This window comes from Haloarcula rubra (genome assembly GCF_019599465.1).
Taxonomy (GTDB): Archaea; Halobacteriota; Halobacteria; order Halobacteriales; family Haloarculaceae; genus Haloarcula; species Haloarcula rubra.
On record NZ_RKLR01000001.1, the window covers coordinates 770,036 to 786,351 of the forward strand.

The 16,316-nt window shown below is 69.0% G+C and carries 23 protein-coding genes; 11 read left to right on the forward strand and 12 right to left on the reverse strand.

Annotation, left to right across the window (positions count from 1 at the left end; genetic code table 11):
- Window positions 1-18 precede the first annotated feature (18 nt).
- The 6 genes from EGH21_RS04115 to yqeC form a co-directional block, all read right to left on the reverse strand.
- Complete coding sequence (locus EGH21_RS04115) at window positions 19-366, reverse strand: hypothetical protein (protein ID WP_220617314.1); 348 nt, start codon at window positions 364-366, stop codon at window positions 19-21.
- Window positions 363-509 (reverse strand): hypothetical protein, encoded by a 147-nt coding sequence (locus EGH21_RS04120; protein WP_220617187.1) that lies wholly within the window; start codon window positions 507-509, stop codon window positions 363-365. Before EGH21_RS04120 ends, EGH21_RS04115 begins: the two co-directional genes overlap by 4 nt.
- The gene (locus EGH21_RS04125) at window positions 506-775 is read right to left on the reverse strand and encodes a hypothetical protein (RefSeq protein WP_220617188.1); all 270 of its coding nucleotides are present in this window, start codon (window positions 773-775) and stop codon (window positions 506-508) included. The genes EGH21_RS04120 and EGH21_RS04125 overlap by 4 nt, the downstream gene beginning before the upstream one ends.
- A 51-nt stretch (window positions 776-826) precedes the next feature.
- Window positions 827-1,597 (reverse strand): DUF7124 domain-containing protein, encoded by a 771-nt coding sequence (locus EGH21_RS04130; protein ID WP_220617189.1) that lies wholly within the window; start codon window positions 1,595-1,597, stop codon window positions 827-829.
- Complete coding sequence (locus EGH21_RS04135; protein WP_236035371.1) at window positions 1,594-3,366, reverse strand: aldehyde ferredoxin oxidoreductase family protein; 1,773 nt, start codon at window positions 3,364-3,366, stop codon at window positions 1,594-1,596. The genes EGH21_RS04130 and EGH21_RS04135 overlap by 4 nt, the downstream gene beginning before the upstream one ends.
- Before the next feature lie 114 nt (window positions 3,367-3,480).
- On the reverse strand, window positions 3,481-4,200 hold the full coding sequence (yqeC, locus tag EGH21_RS04140) for a selenium cofactor biosynthesis protein YqeC (protein WP_220617190.1): 720 nt from the start codon (window positions 4,198-4,200) through the stop codon (window positions 3,481-3,483).
- Window positions 4,201-4,310: 110 nt separating this feature from the next.
- On the opposite strand from yqeC, the gene moaA reads away from it, so the two are divergent.
- A complete protein-coding gene (gene moaA, locus EGH21_RS04145; protein ID WP_220617191.1) occupies window positions 4,311-5,375 on the forward strand; it encodes a GTP 3',8-cyclase MoaA in 1,065 nt (354 codons plus the stop codon).
- Between the two features lies 1 nt (window position 5,376).
- Here moaA and EGH21_RS04150 read toward each other — a convergent pair whose 3' ends face one another.
- A complete protein-coding gene (locus EGH21_RS04150; protein ID WP_220617192.1) occupies window positions 5,377-7,218 on the reverse strand; it encodes a molybdopterin biosynthesis protein in 1,842 nt (613 codons plus the stop codon).
- Window positions 7,215-8,432 (reverse strand): molybdopterin molybdotransferase MoeA, encoded by a 1,218-nt coding sequence (locus tag EGH21_RS04155; RefSeq protein ID WP_220617193.1) that lies wholly within the window; start codon window positions 8,430-8,432, stop codon window positions 7,215-7,217. Before EGH21_RS04155 ends, EGH21_RS04150 begins: the two co-directional genes overlap by 4 nt.
- A 271-nt stretch (window positions 8,433-8,703) precedes the next feature.
- Between EGH21_RS04155 and EGH21_RS04160 the strand changes: the two genes are divergently transcribed.
- Window positions 8,704-8,865 (forward strand): hypothetical protein, encoded by a 162-nt coding sequence (locus EGH21_RS04160; protein WP_220617194.1) that lies wholly within the window; start codon window positions 8,704-8,706, stop codon window positions 8,863-8,865.
- 7 nt (window positions 8,866-8,872) lie between these two features.
- Entirely contained in the window at window positions 8,873-9,010 is a 138-nt protein-coding gene (locus tag EGH21_RS04165) for a hypothetical protein (RefSeq protein ID WP_220617195.1), read from the forward strand.
- A gap of 1 nt (window position 9,011) precedes the next feature.
- Here the strand turns inward: EGH21_RS04165 and EGH21_RS04170 are convergent, their stop codons facing one another.
- The gene (locus EGH21_RS04170) at window positions 9,012-9,278 is read right to left on the reverse strand and encodes a MarR family transcriptional regulator (RefSeq protein WP_135306228.1); all 267 of its coding nucleotides are present in this window, start codon (window positions 9,276-9,278) and stop codon (window positions 9,012-9,014) included.
- 158 nt (window positions 9,279-9,436) lie between these two features.
- On the opposite strand from EGH21_RS04170, the gene EGH21_RS04175 reads away from it, so the two are divergent.
- Complete coding sequence (locus EGH21_RS04175; RefSeq protein WP_236035372.1) at window positions 9,437-9,733, forward strand: EMC6-like membrane protein; 297 nt, start codon at window positions 9,437-9,439, stop codon at window positions 9,731-9,733.
- 2 nt (window positions 9,734-9,735) lie between these two features.
- On the forward strand, window positions 9,736-11,574 hold the full coding sequence (locus EGH21_RS04180; protein ID WP_220617196.1) for a ribosome biogenesis/translation initiation ATPase RLI: 1,839 nt from the start codon (window positions 9,736-9,738) through the stop codon (window positions 11,572-11,574).
- An 87-nt stretch (window positions 11,575-11,661) separates the two neighbouring features.
- On the opposite strand, the gene EGH21_RS04185 is transcribed toward EGH21_RS04180, so the two are convergent.
- Entirely contained in the window at window positions 11,662-11,877 is a 216-nt protein-coding gene (locus EGH21_RS04185; RefSeq protein ID WP_166968259.1) for a hypothetical protein, read from the reverse strand.
- 81 nt (window positions 11,878-11,958) lie between these two features.
- Entirely contained in the window at window positions 11,959-12,480 is a 522-nt protein-coding gene (locus tag EGH21_RS04190) for an archaemetzincin family Zn-dependent metalloprotease (RefSeq protein ID WP_166968258.1), read from the reverse strand.
- Between the two features lie 39 nt (window positions 12,481-12,519).
- Here EGH21_RS04190 and EGH21_RS04195 point away from each other — a divergent pair, with 39 nt between their 5' ends.
- From EGH21_RS04195 to fer, 5 genes are read left to right on the forward strand one after another with little or no spacing between them, the layout of a single operon-like run.
- A complete protein-coding gene (locus EGH21_RS04195) occupies window positions 12,520-12,918 on the forward strand; it encodes a UPF0146 family protein (protein ID WP_220617197.1) in 399 nt (132 codons plus the stop codon).
- Between the two features lie 35 nt (window positions 12,919-12,953).
- A complete protein-coding gene (locus tag EGH21_RS04200; RefSeq protein ID WP_220617198.1) occupies window positions 12,954-13,820 on the forward strand; it encodes a TIGR01548 family HAD-type hydrolase in 867 nt (288 codons plus the stop codon).
- Window positions 13,821-13,871: 51 nt separating this feature from the next.
- The gene (locus EGH21_RS04205) at window positions 13,872-14,261 is read left to right on the forward strand and encodes a hypothetical protein (protein WP_220617199.1); all 390 of its coding nucleotides are present in this window, start codon (window positions 13,872-13,874) and stop codon (window positions 14,259-14,261) included.
- A gap of 54 nt (window positions 14,262-14,315) precedes the next feature.
- Complete coding sequence (npdG, locus tag EGH21_RS04210; protein WP_220617200.1) at window positions 14,316-14,981, forward strand: NADPH-dependent F420 reductase; 666 nt, start codon at window positions 14,316-14,318, stop codon at window positions 14,979-14,981.
- Between the two features lie 46 nt (window positions 14,982-15,027).
- Window positions 15,028-15,717 carry a ferredoxin Fer gene (gene fer, locus EGH21_RS24540; RefSeq protein WP_220617201.1) on the forward strand — a complete coding sequence of 230 codons (690 nt, stop codon included), beginning with the start codon at window positions 15,028-15,030 and terminating at the stop codon, window positions 15,715-15,717.
- A 48-nt stretch (window positions 15,718-15,765) separates the two neighbouring features.
- Here the strand turns inward: fer and EGH21_RS04220 are convergent, their stop codons facing one another.
- Window positions 15,766-16,032: a thioredoxin family protein gene (locus EGH21_RS04220; RefSeq protein WP_220617202.1), complete on the reverse strand. Its 267-nt coding sequence runs from the start codon at window positions 16,030-16,032 to the stop codon at window positions 15,766-15,768.
- Between the two features lie 104 nt (window positions 16,033-16,136).
- Here EGH21_RS04220 and EGH21_RS04225 point away from each other — a divergent pair, with 104 nt between their 5' ends.
- The gene (locus EGH21_RS04225; RefSeq protein ID WP_220617203.1) at window positions 16,137-16,292 is read left to right on the forward strand and encodes a preprotein translocase subunit Sec61beta; all 156 of its coding nucleotides are present in this window, start codon (window positions 16,137-16,139) and stop codon (window positions 16,290-16,292) included.
- Window positions 16,293-16,316: the final 24 nt, after the last annotated feature.

Here is a 16,316-nt window from a genome sequence, read left to right on the forward strand (position 1 = left end):
AGTTAACCTTTCCCCGCGTCACTCGGTCGGCGGCGCGTTCGGCGGGCGTTCCTCGGACGACGCCTCCTCGAGGAAGGCGTTGGCGTAGAGGTCGACGTGCATCTTCAGCACGTCGCTCTCGTCTATGTCCCGGCCGTCGGCCTGCCGTTCGAGGAACGCGGCCAACTCGTCGGTCGGCTCGTAGCTCACCGTCCGCCCCTCGACGTCGAACTCGACCTCGTGAGACTGTGAGACGAGGTGTTCTATCTCCAGCAGCGACTGCTCGACTTTGGTCTCCAGCGCCTCGTCGGTGTCCTGCATCATCTTCTCGCCCCAGCGTTCCGCGGCCTCGTAGAGGCGGTCGCTCACCTCGAAGGTGTACATCAGAACGACACCCCCTCGTCCGCGGTAAACTCGGGCGTCCAGCGCGTCGTCTCCTCACACACCGGACAGTGCTCGCGACGGGGCTGTTCGTCGAGCGTCGAGAGGTCGATGAGCTGTCCACAGCCCTCGCAACTGTAGTAGGTCATCGCTCCGACGGCGGCCACGCTTCCGGCCCCGGACTCGTCTCGGACACCTCGGAGTACAGCACCACCAGCACGCCGAGCAGGACGGCCAGTACGGCGACGCCGGCGATGCCGCCGACGGCGGTCTGACCGACGAAATCGCCCGTGTTGATAGCGGCCCAATCGAACGTCCCCATCACGTTCAGCATCGACAGGAGCAGCCACACGAAAGCGCCCAGTACGACGAACGTGAGTATCTTCGACTGTCGGAGTGCAGTTCTGAGTGTCATGTGTCGCCCTCTACGTACTACCATGCGGCACGTTACCAAAAAAGTACACCGTCATTCGGGGTCGTCGGTGACGTCCCAGTCGGCCTTCTCGGCCGCCGTCGACAGCGGCACGAACTCCCAGTCGGCCTCGTCGGCTATCGCCTCCTCGTCGTCGAGGCCGACGACGACCATCCGCTCGGCGTAGAACATCGAGTGTTCGTCGATGTCCGCGAGTCGCTCGCCGGGCGACTGGCCCGATCCGCTGAAGAAGTCCACGTCGACGCCGTGGTCGCGCTGGAACTTGCTGATGACGAACGTCTCGACGTCGCCGACGATGCCGAGCCAGTCGGTCCACGTCTTCGCGTCCCGGATGGCCAGTTGCGGGTCCGCGAGTCGCTGGGCCGCCGCGTAGGTCAGCGCCATCGTCATGTCGTCGATGCCGCCGCCGTGCGGACCGCTCGCGGCCTGTTCGTCCGCCGCGTCCGGGTGTTCGGGCGCGTCGTCCGGCGTGCCGGCGTCGGCGGCGGCCCCGCCACCCGCGCCGCCGCTCTCGACCGGGATGCCCGCCGGCCGGTCCTTGTTCTCGCGCGGGACGTGCGGGACCGGGCCGGCGCTCGCGTCCGCGGTGTCGGTGTCACCGTCCGCCCCGTCGGCCGTCGCCCCGGCCCCGTCCGCGGCGCTCTCGCCGGCGTCCGGCGTCACGGCCGAGGGCGTCTCGACCGGTCCCGCGTCGGGTTCCTCGCTCGGGTCGCCCTCGCCGCGCCAGAACCAGTCGCCGCGGTTCGGGCCGTCCTCGTCGTGCGATTCCACGTCCAGTTCGTCTAGGTCTATCTCGTCTGTCATGGCTCTGAGAGCGGTGTCTCGGCGAGCGGCGTCTCGTCGTCGACGGCTTCGTCCAGTCCGAGGCGGGCGACCGTCGCACGGGCGGGCCGGCCGTCGGCCCCCCAGCCCCGGCGGCGGTAGTAGGCGTCGAGCATCGCCTCGAACCGTGCTGGCTCGACGGCCGCCCCGGCGTTCGGTCCCGATTCGAGCGGGTCGCGCAGGACGGCGGGCAGTTCGTCGTCGGCCCGCGAGACCCCCTCGCGGACGTTGAACAGGCGCGTGAGGTTCCAGACCCGTTCGCCGACGGTCCGCAGGTCGCCCTCGACGTCGAGGCCGACGGCGTCGACCCACTCCGCGCCCAAATCGTCGAACACGTCGCCGACGAAGTCGTCCACGACGAGACACCACAGCACCGAGCGCTGGTCCTGTTCGCGGACGACGGCGGCGGCCGCTCGCTCGGGCGACCAGTCCTCGTCGAACGCCTCGCGCTCGACGGTCCGGGCGCGCCGGTGGCAGGCCCCCCGGTCGCTCGTCGCGTAGGCCAGCGCCATGCTCTGAGCGCCCCGAGGGTCGTAGCCCGGCAGTTCCATCGCCTTGACCGTCGGGACGAGGCCGGTCCCGCCGTAGCGCTCGGCGGCCGCGTCGACCCCGCCCGCGAGTGCGTCCCCGAGGTCGGTCTCCCGGGCCGCGATGTCTCGGAGGAGCGTGCGGGCGCCGTCGGGGTCGCCGAAGGCGAGGTCACGGTCGACGTGGCCGGCGTCGGCGGCCTTGATGGCCCACGCGACGGCGCTCCCGGCGCTGATGAGGTCCATCCCGAGGCGGTCGCAGGTCTGGCCCAGCGCCGCGACGGCGTCGAAGTCGTCGATGCCGAGCGCGGCCCCCAGACTCATCGCCGACGCGCCGCGGGGGACGTGGTCGCCCTCGTCGGTCTCCACGCGGAAGCCGCCGGGGTTCTCCTCGTCGTCGTACTCCCGGCCCGCCGCCAGCGCCTCGACGGCGCTGATGCCCACGGCGTCGGCCCCCTCGAACTGGCCGTCGGTCCAGCCACGCGTCGAGAGCGCTCCGACCTCGTTGGCGAAGTCGACGCTCTCGACGGTCCCGCTGGACTCGAGCCAGCGGCCCGTCGCCGTCTCGCGGTACGCCTCCGCGTAGGACTCCCGCAAGGCCGACAGCCCTTCGGGGGGGTCGCCGCGCGCGACGACGGCTTTCAGCCGCTTCGATCCCATCACCGCGCCGGCACCGCCCCGACCAGCGTGGTGGTCGCCGGCGTCCGAGGCGATGGAGGCGTAGGCGACCCGCTGTTCGCCCGCCGGGCCGATGCAGGCCACCGCCGCGTCCGGGAACGCCGCCGCCGTCTCGACGGTGTCCTCGCCCCACGTCTGAGCGGGTTCGACCGTCGCAGTCCCGTCTTCGACGACGATTCGGACCGGGGCGTCGGCCCGACCGGTGACCAACAGGCCGACGTTCTCGCCCAGTGCCCCGGCGAGGGCGTCGGGGAACTCGCCGCCGGCGTACGAGTCGAGGAACCCGCCGGTCAGCGGCGACTTCGTGACCGCCGCGTAGCGGGACTCGCCGGGCAGGTACCCCGAGAGCGGGCCGAGCATGAACAGGAGCGCGTTGCCCGGCCCGAGCGGGTCCGTCCCGGCCGTCAGTTCGTCGTAGAGGTATCTGGCCCCCAGTCCCTTCCCGCCGACGTACTTTCGCCGCCACTCGTCGGGCACCCGGACGCTCTCGGCGGCCCCGGCCGAGAGGTCGACTCGAAGGATGCGTCCGGGCGTTTCGAGTGTCATGATATATCATACGACGGTGGGTGGACAAAAACGTTGTTCCGACGCCCGCCGGTGGTTCCCGCCCACCGTTCGCCCCCGCGTACGGGAGACAGCGGTGACGCCGGTAACCGACGCCTAGACGACGTCGACCAGCGGGTCGGGCGCGCGCATCTCCGCGAGGACCACCCGTGGTACGTCCGCCCGGTCGTGAATCGCCCGGGCAATCTCGCGCGCGGTGGCCGCCAGTTCGTCGTCGTCGACCATGTTCACGAGCGGAATCACCGTCGCGCCGTCGGGCACGCCCTTCCGGCCGCCCCGGTCGCTCGCGAGCACCGTCGCCACGTCCGCCGCGCGGATGGTGTCGCCCGGTTCGAGGCCCGTCAGGTCGGCAACCCGGTCGACCCGGTGGACGCGCTCGTCGGTCAGTGGCTGACCGACGACGTGGGCGCTCGCGATGGGGACCACGGTGTCGGCCGTCGACGGAATCTGGGGCTCGCGGTCGCTCGGGGCCTTGAACCGGCGCATCCGCGCCCCGTCGGCCTTCACGAGCACCGGCACGCCACAGTCGGCCAGCGCCGCCACCGTCTCGCGGTCGTAGCCCAGATACCGGTCCTCGCGCTCCCGTTCGGGGACGACGCCGACGGGCCACTCGTCGGTAGCCGCGACGGCCGCGACGGGGTCGTCCGTCACCGCGACCCGCGCGACCCAGTCGTCGAAGATGGGGATGCGGACGGTGGCGGTGACGACGGCGCGGTCCAGTCGGGCGGCCAGCGCCGCCATCGTCGTCTTCTTCCCGCCCGCACCGACGAAACAGGTCGTTCCCTCGTGGGCAGCCAGCGCGCCGACGATGTCCATGCCCTAGCAGGTGCGGCCGTGGCTGAAAACGCTTCTCCCGATTGCCGTCACTAGGTCGGGCCTACAAAACGACCCTTTAAATCCGCGGAGTGTGAACACTCGACAAGCAAATGCTCGAAGACGAGTTCGGGCGCGAAGTGTCGGGGGTCCGCGTCTCGTTGACAGACCGGTGTAACTTCGACTGCGTCTACTGTCACAACGAGGGCCTCGGCGACACGCGCGGCCCGATGGACCCACAGGACGACGAACTGTCGACTGACGCCATCGTCCGGTTCCTGGAGGTGGCCCGTGAGTTCGACGTGGAGGCCGTGAAGTTCACGGGCGGGGAACCGATGCTCCGAGACGACCTGGAGGAGATAGTCCGGCGCGCGCCCGACGAGATGGAAGTGTCGATGACGACCAACGGCACCTTCCTGCCGGGGCGTGCCGAGGGCCTCGTGGATGCGGGCCTCGAACGCGTCAACGTCTCACAGGACGCCCTCGACAGGGACGCGTTCGCCGAACTGACACAGAGTGGCGCCTACGAGCGGGTGCTCGAAGGCGTCGAGGCGGCACTGGACGCCGGCCTCGCGCCGGTGAAACTCAACATGGTCGTGTTCGAACCGACGGCGGGGTACGTCCCGGGGATGGTCGACCACGTCGCCGAGAACGACGGCCTCCAGCTCCAGCTCATCGAGTACATGCCGGAACTGGCGGGCCACCCCGAGTGGGCCATCGACATCCAGCGCGTCCACGACTGGCTCGAAGACCGGGCCGACCACGTGGAGACCCGCGAGATGCACGACCGCCGGCGCTACTTCGTCAGCAGCGAGGCAGACGAGGACGCGACGGTCGAAGCGACCGGCGCCGCACGCGCCGCCACCGACGGCAGCGGCCTCGGGATGGTCGAGATCGTCGACCCCGTCGGCAATGCGGAGTTCTGTGCGAACTGCCACCGGGTCCGGCTCACCCACGACGGCTATCTCAAGGGCTGTCTGAACCGGAACGACGACCTCGTCGCCATCGGCGAGACGAAGGCGTCGATGCGCGAGGCCTTCGAGAAGACCGTCGCCGAGCGGGTCCCCTACTACGGCGAGTACATGGTCGAGGACGGCGAGGGCGGCTGGGAACTCAACGAGGACTACCTCGACAGCGAGGGCGACCGCGCCCCCTACGAGTACGCCGACGACGAGTGAGTCACAGCCCCTCGATAGCGCGCTCGAACGCGAGGACGCTCTCCTTCTCCGTCCGGTCGGCGTTGGCGAGGACCCGGACCTGCTGGGCCCCCAGTGAGACGTAGTCGAGTCCGAGTTTCTCCGCGGTCGACCGGAGTCCCAGCCCCGCGTCCGCCTGCCCGGCGGCGACCTTCCGGGCCGGGCTCTCGTGGGCCTTCGTCGTCAGTTCGTAGCCGTCGATGGCCTCGGCGACCGTCACACGGTCTGTGCCGCGCTCCTCGGCGAGGGCCGCGAGTGCGTCGTCGAGACTCCGCCGCAGGCCCGACGCCGTATCGCGGTTGACGAAGCGCCACTCGCCGTCGATCAGTGCGGCGAGCGAGTCTACGTCGGCGTCGGGCGCGACGACCAGCCCCCAGTCGCGCTCCCAGTCGCCGATGTTGACGGCCGCCTTCGGCGGTTCGGCCGGGCCGGCCGCGACGGCGATGTCCGGCGTCCCCTCGCCCAGTCGCCGAAGTCCCTCCGTCGTCCCGACCGGCAGGTAGCGCGGCCGGTCGACGTCGTCCAGCAGTCCGGCGAGGGTGGGGTCGTCCTCGCCGACGCCGAGCAGGGTCGGCGGGCGCACGTCCGACGAGAACAGGTCCACCTCGACCGTCTCGCCCGCGCCGAGGTAGTCCGTGTCGGCGGGGACGGTGACGGTGCCGTCGGCGTCGACGAGGCTGGTGGTCGCGCCGCTCCCCTTGTCGACGGGGTAGACGAGCAGGTTCCCGTCGCCGTCCGCGACGAGGCCGACGGGGAGCAGGCGGTGGCGACCCTCGCTGTACCGTTCGGTGACGGCCATCTCGCCCGTGACCGTCGCCGTCGCGGGTGCCTCGCGGCCCGCGGCATCGCGAATCACCGGCGCGACGAACACGCGGAAGATGGTCAGCGCCGAGATGGGATAGCCCGGAAGGCCGACGTAGGCCGACTCGCCGACGGTGCCGACGAGCATCGGCTTGCCGGGTTTGACCGCCACGCCGTGCAAGAGCAGTTCGCCGCGGTCCTCGATGACCCGGTAGATGACGTCGACGGCGCTCGCACTGGTCGACCCGGAGGAGAGCACGAGGTCGCACTCGTCGGCGGCCTCGTGGAGCAACCGCTCCATCTCCTCGTAGTCGTCGCCGGCGTGGGGGTACAGCACGGGGTCGCCGCCGGCCTCCTCGACGGCCGCGGCGAGCGTGTAGCTGTTGACGTCGTATATCTCGCCGGCCGCGCTGTTCAGCGACTCGCCCGGCCGGACCAGTTCGTCGCCCGTCGAGACGATGCCGACGGTGGGCGTCCCGCGGACCGGCACCCTATCGACGCCCAGCGCCGAGAGCAGGGCGATTTCGCGGGGCGTGATTCGCGTGCCGGGGCCGAGTGCCCGCGCGCCGGCGGCGATGTCCGCGCCCGCCAGCATCACGTTGTCGCCCGGCGCGACGGCGGTCCGAATCTCGACGCCGTCCGCGACCTCCGTGGTGCGTTCGACCATCACCACGGCGTCGGCCCCGTCGGGCATCACCGCGCCGGTCGAGATCTCGGCGACGGTCCCCTCGTCGACGGTCACGTCGGGTTCCTCGCCGGCGTGGACCTCGCCGACGAGGGGCATCGTCACCGGGTCGGCCTCGTCCGCGCCGAAGGTGTCGGCCGCCCGGACCGCGTAGCCGTCCATGCTCGCCCGGTCGAACCCCGGCACGTCCAGTTCGGCGTCGACTCGCTCCGCGAGGACGCGGTCACGGGCCTCGGCGAGTGGCACCCGTTCGGGGTCGGGCGTCAGGTCGAGGCCCGCCAGCGTCTCGTGGGCCTCCTCGGGCGGCGCGAGGTCGCGGAACTCCCGTCGGTCGCTCATCGCGAGGCCTCCCAATCCTCGACGGCGACCGTCTCACCGGCGTCGTACCCCTCGCGGCGCTCGGGGACGACGACCCAGCCATCCGCGAGCGCGACGCTAGAGAGGACCCCCGAACCGCTCGCACGCGTCGGCGTCGCCGTGACGACCTCGTCGTCCTCGCCCAACTGGACGCGCACGTACGTCCGGGTGCCCGGGTCGCTGACCACCTTGCGCGTCAACCGCGCGTCGGTCGTCGGCGGACCCGTCGTCGGGAGGTGGCCCGCCCGTTCGAGCGTCGGCCGGAGGAACTGGACGGCGTTGACGATGCAGGCGACGGGATAGCCCGGCAGCATGAGGACCGGCGTGTCTGCGACGCGGCCCAGCGCGACCGGGTGACCGGGTTTCAGCGCGACGCCGTGGACCAGCACCTCGCCCAACTCGTCGACCACCTCGGGGATGAGGTCACGTTCGCCCACCGAGGACCCACCGGTGGTCACTACCACGTCGTGGTCGAGATCGCCCTCGACGGCCGCTCTGAGTGCGTCCTCGTCGTCGGTGACCACGTCGCGATAGGTGGCCTCGCCGCCCCAGCGCTCGACGTACTGCGTGACCGTCTGGCCGTTCGTCTCGACGACTTCGCCGGGAGCGGGGTCGTCCTGAACGAGTTCCTCGCCGGTCGGAATCACGCTCACGCGTGGGCGTTCGTACACCTCGACGGCGTCCAGTCCGACGGACTTCAGCAGGCCGAGGTCCGAAGGTCTGAGTCGGTGGCCGGCCTCGTACAGCGTCTGGCCGTCCTCGACGTCCTCGCCGACGGGGGCGACGTTCTCGCCGCCGGCCACCGCGTCGAAGACGGTCAGTGACTCGCCCTGCCGGTCGGTGTCCTCGACCATCACCACGGCGTCGGCGCCGGCCGGCAGTTCGCTCCCGGTGTGAACCCGGCTGGCGGTGCCTGGCCCCACGCGCTCGGCGACGCGCAACTGTTCGGGGGAGCGGTCGCTGGCGCCGAAGGTGTCCTCGGCCCGGACCGCGTAGCCGTCCATCGCCGCCCGCCGATAGTGCGGGACCGGGCGTGCGGCCCCTACGTCCGTCGCGAGGACGCGTTCGTCGGCGTCCCTGAGCGGGACGCGCTCGGTTCTGTCGTGTGGCGTCACGGCCGAAAGCAGCGTCTCCCGGGCCGACTCGACTCGTGTGCGCTGTTTGAACCCCTCCGTCCGTCGGGCCTCGTCACTCATGTCCGTCGCTAGGCCGGTGGCGACCAAAAACCTCCGCGTGGATAGACGGCGACTCCGCCCGGCGTCGGGCCGACTACCGGGTGCCCCACCGACGTCGGGCGTAGTGGTGGCCGCCACACCAGGTGTAGAACCACACACTGCCAGTTCTATCTTCTAGAAGTTCCGTCATACTTCATCACGTCGGAAAGTTTGCGAGTGTCTAGTAGTGTATAAGGTTATTACGGGACGTATGCCCACAGGACTTTAGTGCGAGTTCGTGCTCCGTGTTGACATGGCAATAGACGACGCCCGCTCAGCCACGACCCGTCACGTCACTGCCGACGCGCGGTTCGGTGCCGACGACAGGTACTGCCGACACTGTCGGGAGATAGCGCTGGTGTTCGACCCGAGCGCGGGCCGGCCGCGCTGTCGGACCTGCGGTGAACTCGCGTGACCGGGCGATGAGTATCCGACAACAACTGAGAGAGCGGTTCGAACCGCGGCCGACCTACGAGTGTGGGCTGTGTGGCCTCACCTTCGACGACGAGCGTCAGAACTGTCCGGCCTGTGGATACGGGGTGAGAGAAGCCAGTCGGTGAGTCAGTCCGAGACGGCGGCGTCGGCCTGTTCGGCCGGCTGTTCCGTTATCTCGTAGAGGTTCTGTCGGGCGTCGGCGAAGTAGACGTCCTCCTCGATGACGCCGACCTCGTCGAGCCGTTCGAGAGCGTAGCGGACCGTTCGCGCGGAGAGCATCGACTCCTCCACGATGCCTTTCTGGGTGAGCGGCCCGTCGTATTCCAGCACCTTGTAGACGAGCTTCGCGCTCGGTGGAAGGTCTGCGATGGCCTCCCCATCGGATTCCGTCATTACCTGCACCGAGTGGCGCCGGATGCATAAAGATTGAGGAGTCAGTTCGCCAGACCGGCGCTCACGGCGGAACTGTCGACTCGGTCGGCGCGGCTTCACCGGGACCGAGCGGTACTGGAACCGCGCCCCTTTTGGTGGAGGGTAGTCCAGTAGTGGGTATGGCTACGGATACGGCGGACGGCATGAGCTCCCACATGCGGGGACTCACCGTCACGACCATCACGGCCGTCGCGGGCATCGCGGCGGCGTTCGTCTCGAACGCTGTCGCGGCAAGCGCGACGGACGTCACCGGCGTCCTCGTCGTGGCGGCCGCCGTCCTCGCACAGTTCCCGGTTCTCCGGGTCATCGGCATCGGTCCGGACGACCTCTCGACGAAGGACGTCCTCTACATCGCGTTCATGACCTTCGCGCTCTGGTTCGTCTCGTGGGGCATCCTGCTGACGGCCGGGGTGTAACGATGGCGGAGGACAGCATCGCGGTCGTCGACCTCGACAGGTGCCAGCCCGACCGCTGTAACTACGAGTGTATGAACTACTGCCCGCCGAACCGGAGCGGGAAGGAGTGCATCGTCAAGCGCGGCGAGGCCTACGAGGACGACGAGGAGTTCGAGGGCAAACCCGACCAGGTCCGCATCTCCGAGGAGATATGTCTGGGTGAGTCCTGCGGTATCTGCGTCAACAAGTGCCCGTTCGACGCCATCGAGATCATCAACCTCCCGCAGGAACTGACCGACGAGCCGGTCCACCGCTACGGCGAGAACGCCTTCGCGCTGTACGGCCTGCCGGCGCCACAGGAGGGGCAGGTCACCGGGATTCTCGGCCCGAACGGTATCGGGAAGACCACCGCCGTCCGAATCCTCGCCGACGAGATGGCCCCGAACCTCGGGCAGTACGGCCAAGAGCCCAGTTGGGAGGAGATTCTCGACGAGTACCGCGGGACCGCCCTGCAGGACTACCTCGAAGACATGCGCGACGGCGACGTCGACGTCGCCCGGAAACCCCAGTACGTCGACCGCATCCCCGACCAGTTCGACGGGAAGGCCCGCGAACTGCTCGAACAGACCGACGAGCGCGGCGAACTGGACTACCTCATCGACCGGACCGGTATCCGCCCGGTCGTCGACAACCACATCGACGACCTCTCGGGCGGCGAACTCCAGCGCGTGGCGCTCGTGGCGACGCTCGCCCGGGACGCCGACTTCTACTTCCTCGACGAGATTACGCCGTATCTGGACATCGGCCAGCGGATGACCGCCGCGCGCCTCATCCGGGAACTCGCAGAGGAGGGCGACCGGTCGATGCTCGTGGTCGAACACGACCTCGCCATCCTCGACCTGTTGGCGGACAACATCAACGTCGCCTACGGGTCGCCCGGCGCGTTCGGTATCATCACCTCGCCGAAGTCCACGAAGAACGGCATCAACGAGTACCTCTCCGGGTATCTGGAGAACGAGAACATGCGCATCCGGCAGACCGAAATCGAGTTCGAGGAACACGCTCCACGGACCGCCTCGACCGGCGACGTGGTCATCGAGTACCCGGACCTCCAGAAGAGCTACGGCGAGGACGAGTTCTCGCTGGACGTCGAAGCCGGCACCATCCGCGAGAGCGAAGTGCTGGGCGTCGTCGGCCCGAACGGCATCGGGAAGTCGACGTTCGCGAAGATGCTCGCGGGCCGACTCGAACCCTCCGAGGGGTCGGTCGATACCGGACTCGACATCGCCTACAAGCCCCAGTACATCGATATCGACCAGCCGATGCGCGTCGACGCGTTCCTCGCCTCCATCACGGACGACTTCGGCACCTCCTACTGGAACACCGAAATCGCCCAGCCGCTCCAACTGGACGCGGTGATGGAGCAGCAACTCACGGACCTCTCGGGCGGGGAGCGCCAGCGCGTCGCCATCGCGGCGTGTCTCTCGAAGGACGCCGACCTCTACCTGCTGGACGAACCGTCGGCCCACCTCGACGTCGAACAGCGGGTGCTGGCCACCTCCGCGATTCGGCGCTACGCCGAGAACCACGACGCGACGGCGATGGTCATCGACCACGACATCTACATGATAGACCTACTCGCCGACCGCTTGCTCGTCTTCGACGGCGAACCCGCGAAGAGCGGGCACGCCGCACCCCCACAGGGGATGCGCGAGGGGATGAACGAGTTCCTCTCGAACCTCGACATCACGTTCCGCCGCGACGAACGGACCTCGCGGCCACGCATCAACAAACCGGGGTCCCAGCTCGACCGCAAGCAGAAGAACGCGGGCGAGTACTACTACTCGCCGACGCAGAACTGAGGCTGCGCGGCGTTTTCCGCGACTCGGAGACCGGGAGAGCGGCCGCTACCGTCGGTTCGAAAACGGAGAACACACGCTCCCGCGGCGTCAGGCCGCGGGGTCGGAGGTATCGCCGGTCTCGGAGCCGGCGACGGCGTCGTCGAGCCCGTCCGCGACCTCCTCGGGGTCGAACTCCTCTTCGGGCCGGAGCTCTCGGTCGGGGGAGTCGCCGGCCTGCTGTTCGGTGACCGATTCATCGCCGGTGACCGAGACGAAGATGTCACCTAGCTCCGCAACTCGGTCGCTGGACTGACTCTTGCTCATCGCACTTGGGAGGAAGACCCAGAGGGAATTAGGCACTCTACCTAACTCGTTAGGACCGTCGCAGTCCTGCGGTTACCGCAATCAGAGGACGTCCCGCTGGCAGGAGCCACAGAGCGACGCCTCCTTGACGTCGACCTGCCGGACCGTCGGCGAGAAGTTCATGACACAGCGCTTGTTGTCGCAGTGTTCCAGTCCGAGGGTGTGACCGATTTCGTGGACGACCTCTTTGCGGACGCGGGCGGAGAATATCTCGCCGGCCGAGCGGTTCGAGAACCCACCGTCCGAGGACGTCTGCAGGCGATACGTGGAGATGACGCTCCCCGACCCGCCGAGGTAGGCGAGTCCGAACACGTAGTTGCGGCGGCGGTAGAAGAGGTCTTTGGGCGTGATGGCGATGTTCTTGCTTCCCGACCCGACGCGGCGAGCGAGGTCGATGAACTCCTCGGCGCGGTACTGGTCGCGGTCGCCATCGTACGCACCGGCGGGCACCGACTGTGGCTCGTGCATAGAGACCTCGCAGTCGTAGGTGGCCCGGAGGCCGTCGGAGGCCTCGCGCTTGACCTGGGCGGAGACCTCGCCCACCGGAACGATGTCGACGTGCATGCGAACCCATATGGGATGGCACCGCTTAAACATCCCGCCATGGACGATGCCGACAGCGCTCTCGTCGACCGGTTGGCCGCCGCCGAGACCGTCGTCGAAGTCGGCGTCGGCAACCACCCTGACGTGGCCGCCGGACTGGTCGAGCGCGGCGTCGACGTGACGGCGACCGACGTTCGACCGCGGCGGGTCCCCGACGGCGTCACCTTCGTCGTCGACGACGTGACCGACCCCGAACGCTCGGTGTACGAGGGGGCCGACGTCGTCTTCGCGCGGAACCTGCCACCGGAACTCCACCGGCCGCTCCGAGCGGTAGCGCGCCGGGTCGGCGCCGCCTGCTGGTTCACCACGCTCGGCGGCGACCAGCCGACCGTGCCGGTCGGCCGGGAGCAACTGCCGGGCGGGGAGACGCTGTACCGGGTGAGCGAGGGACCCGGATAGCAAGCGGCTTGAACGAGGCCCGCCACCGACCCGACATGCAAGTCGACGCGGTGGTCCTCGACATCGACGGCGTCCTCGTGGACGTGGCCGACTCCTACCGACGGGCGGTCGTCGAGTCCGTCGAGCGCGTGTACGGTGACACCATCGAGAAGGCCGGCATCCAGCAGTTCAAGGACGCCGGCGGGTTCAACAACGACTGGGAAGTGACCGACGCGGCGGCGCTGTTCGTCCTCTCGGCCCGCGAAGCCGACGTGGCAGACCTCGCGGCCTTCACCGACGCCATCGCCGAGCGTGGCGGTGGCATCGGCGCGGCCGAAGCCGTGGTCCGCGACCTACTGGACGAGGCGGCCGCCGAGCGAGTCCTCGACGCGTGGGACCCCGACGAACTCCGGGACGTGTTCCAGACGCTGTACCTCGGGAGCGACCTGTACCGCGACCTGGAGGGCGGCGACCCGCCGTTCGACGCGCCGGGGTACATCAACGACGAACCGGTGCTGGTCGCCCCCGAGACGCTCGCGACTCTGCGAGAGCGCTACGCCGTCGGCGTCGTCACCGGCCGTCCCGCGGCGGAGGCCGACATCGCGATGGAGCGGGTCGGGCTGGACATCCCCGACGAACACCGCTTCACGATGGACGACTGGGCGGAGGGGAAACCGCACCCGCACGCCCTCGTGACGCTGGCCGAGCGCTTCGACGCCGAGCGCGTGGCGTTCGCCGGCGACACGCTGGACGACGTGCAGACGGCGGTCAACGCCGACGAGGCGGACGACGACCGGGTCTACTACGGCGTCGGCGTCCTGACGGGCGGCCTGACTGGCGAGACCGGTCGCCGGAAGTACGCCAACGCCGGTGCGAGCGCGGTCGTCGAGACGGTCGACGACCTCCCGGACCTGCTCGGGTAGCGGACCACAGAGAACGGCAGGGATTTCAACGCCGGGTCGGAACGGGTCGGCATGGGACGACGCGGGATGGTCGGGTGGTCGCTGCTGGTGAGCGTCTGGGCCGGCCTCGTCGGCGGCGCGGCGGTGTTCGAACCCGGTCTCCAGTACGTCCAGCTGTACGCCATCGGCTTCGCGGTGGTCGCGTTCCCGGCGGCGTACTGGACGATTTCGACCCACGAACAGCTCTTCCGGAACGCTCACAGACCCGGCCGTGTCGCGGTGTTCATCCTCACCATCTTCGTCGTCACGGTCGTGTTGGCGACGGTGTTCGCGTTGCTGCTGGGCACCACCAGTCCACTCGCTATCGTCGCGCAGTTGGTGGCCTACGTCGTCGGCCTCGCGGCGGCGCTGTACACGGCCTACGGCGGCGGCGTCGACTATCTCTGGGACGAGTACACGTAGGCAAGTCCCACCGGTCGCACAACGCTTATTCGCAGGTCGCCCTACCGCGTAGATATGGATATCGCGCTACTCGGCGGGACCGGCGACATCGGCGAGGGCCTCGCCCTCCGCTGGGCGTACGACACGAACCACACGGTCATCGTCGGGTCACGTGAGGCCGAGAGAGCCGAGACCAAGGCCGAGGAGTACGAGACCGAACTGGACAGCCGTGGACAGGACGTCGCGATCGAGGGACTGGGCAACGAGGACGCGGCCGCCCGCGCGGACGTGGTCGTCACGGCCGTCCCGGCGTACCACCTCACGGACACCGTCGAGGCCGTCGCTGACGTCCTCGGCGACGCCATCCTCGTCGCGCCGGCCGTCGGGATGAAGCGGGACGAAGACGGCTTCCACTACAACCGCCCCGGCGTCGGCAGCGTCACGCAACTGGCCGCGAAGGCCGCCCCCGAGGAGACGCCCGTCGTCGGCGCGTTCCACAACCTCGCCGCCGGCCGACTGGCGAACCTCGACGCTGACCTCGACTGGGACACGGTCGTCGTCGGCGACGACACGGACGCGAAAGACACCGTCTGTGAACTCGCGGAGGGCATCGTCGGCCTGCGTGCCCTAGACGGCGGCCCCCTCTCGAACGCCGCGGAGGTCGAGGCGGTGACGCCGCTGCTCATCAACGTCGCCCGCCACAACGACGGCCTGCACGACCTCGGCGTGCGGTTCCAGTAGCGACCGGCGAAGAGAGACTTTTCACCCCGCAGTCCTACTCCCCGATGTGGCCTCCCCATTCGAGATACTCGGTGTCGACCCGGACGCGGACGAGGCCGACATCGTCGACGCGTACCGGGAGCGAGTCAAGGAGACCCATCCCGACCAGGGCGGGTCGGCCGAGGCGTTTCAGGCCGTCCAGGACGCCTACGAGCGCATCGAGAACGGCTACGAACCCGGCGACGAGCCACGGCACCCGCCGACCGGGCCAGCGCCCGGCCCCACCGCCACCGAGGCGGACCCCGAACCGGACCCCGATCCGCCCGAACCCGAGGGCGTCGAGGTCCAGTACCTCAACTACGAGATAATCGCGGACGAGGGGTGGGCACTGGACGACGACGACCTGTTCGAGAAGGCCGCCGACGGCGGGTTCGACCCCGAGGACTACGGCCGGTTCCACGTCGCGGAGAACGAGTCCCTGCTCGAGGCCGCCGAGAGCGAGGGGTACGCGTGGCCGTTCGCCTGTCGCGGTGGGGCCTGTACGAACTGCGCCGTCGCCGTCGTCGAGGGGGAGATGCCCTCGCCACAGAGCCACATCCTGCCCCAGGAACTCCACGACAAGGGGATTCGCCTCTCCTGTATCGTCGCGCCCGAGACGGACGCGAAGATAGTCTACAACGTCAAGCACATCCCCGAGGTCCACGACCTGTTGCTCCCGGCGAGTCGGTTCGAGCAGGCGTCGTCCTCGACGGACTGAGCGGTCGCTGGGGGCGTCGGTTTGCCCGCGAAAAGTGGCGCGCAGTGCTCAGGCGCCGGCCTGCGAGAGCGCGTCTTCGAGGTCGTCGGCCTGCGTGACGCCGACGAATCGCTCGACGATGCCGTCGTCGTTCTCGACGATGAGCGTCGGCAGGGAGCGTACCTGATACTCGTTGGCGACGTCCTGTTCCTCGTCGACGTTTATCTTCTCGAACTCGACGTCAGTCCACTCCTCCTCTAGGTCTTCGAGGATAGGGTCTTGAGTCTTGCAGGGGCCGCACCAATCGGCGTAGAAGTCCTTGAGCGTGACCGTCATGGTTCTCTTCGATGTAACCTGTGGTGCCAGATAAGGATTGTCCATGTGGGTGCGCCGGGGGCGAACCCGAAAGGCTTACTCCCGGCGAGTGGACAGTCTGTGGTATGAGCAGCGACAGCGGCGGGCTGATGTCGAGTGCTGGGCTGGTCCGGTACTTCGACGCAGAAGACCAGAACACCATCCGTATCGACCCGCGAACCATCGTGGCCTTCGGCATCCTGTTCGGCGCCCTCGTCCTGGTGCTGAACGCGATGGCCTGAGTCCGCGACGTTTTCTATCCCCCG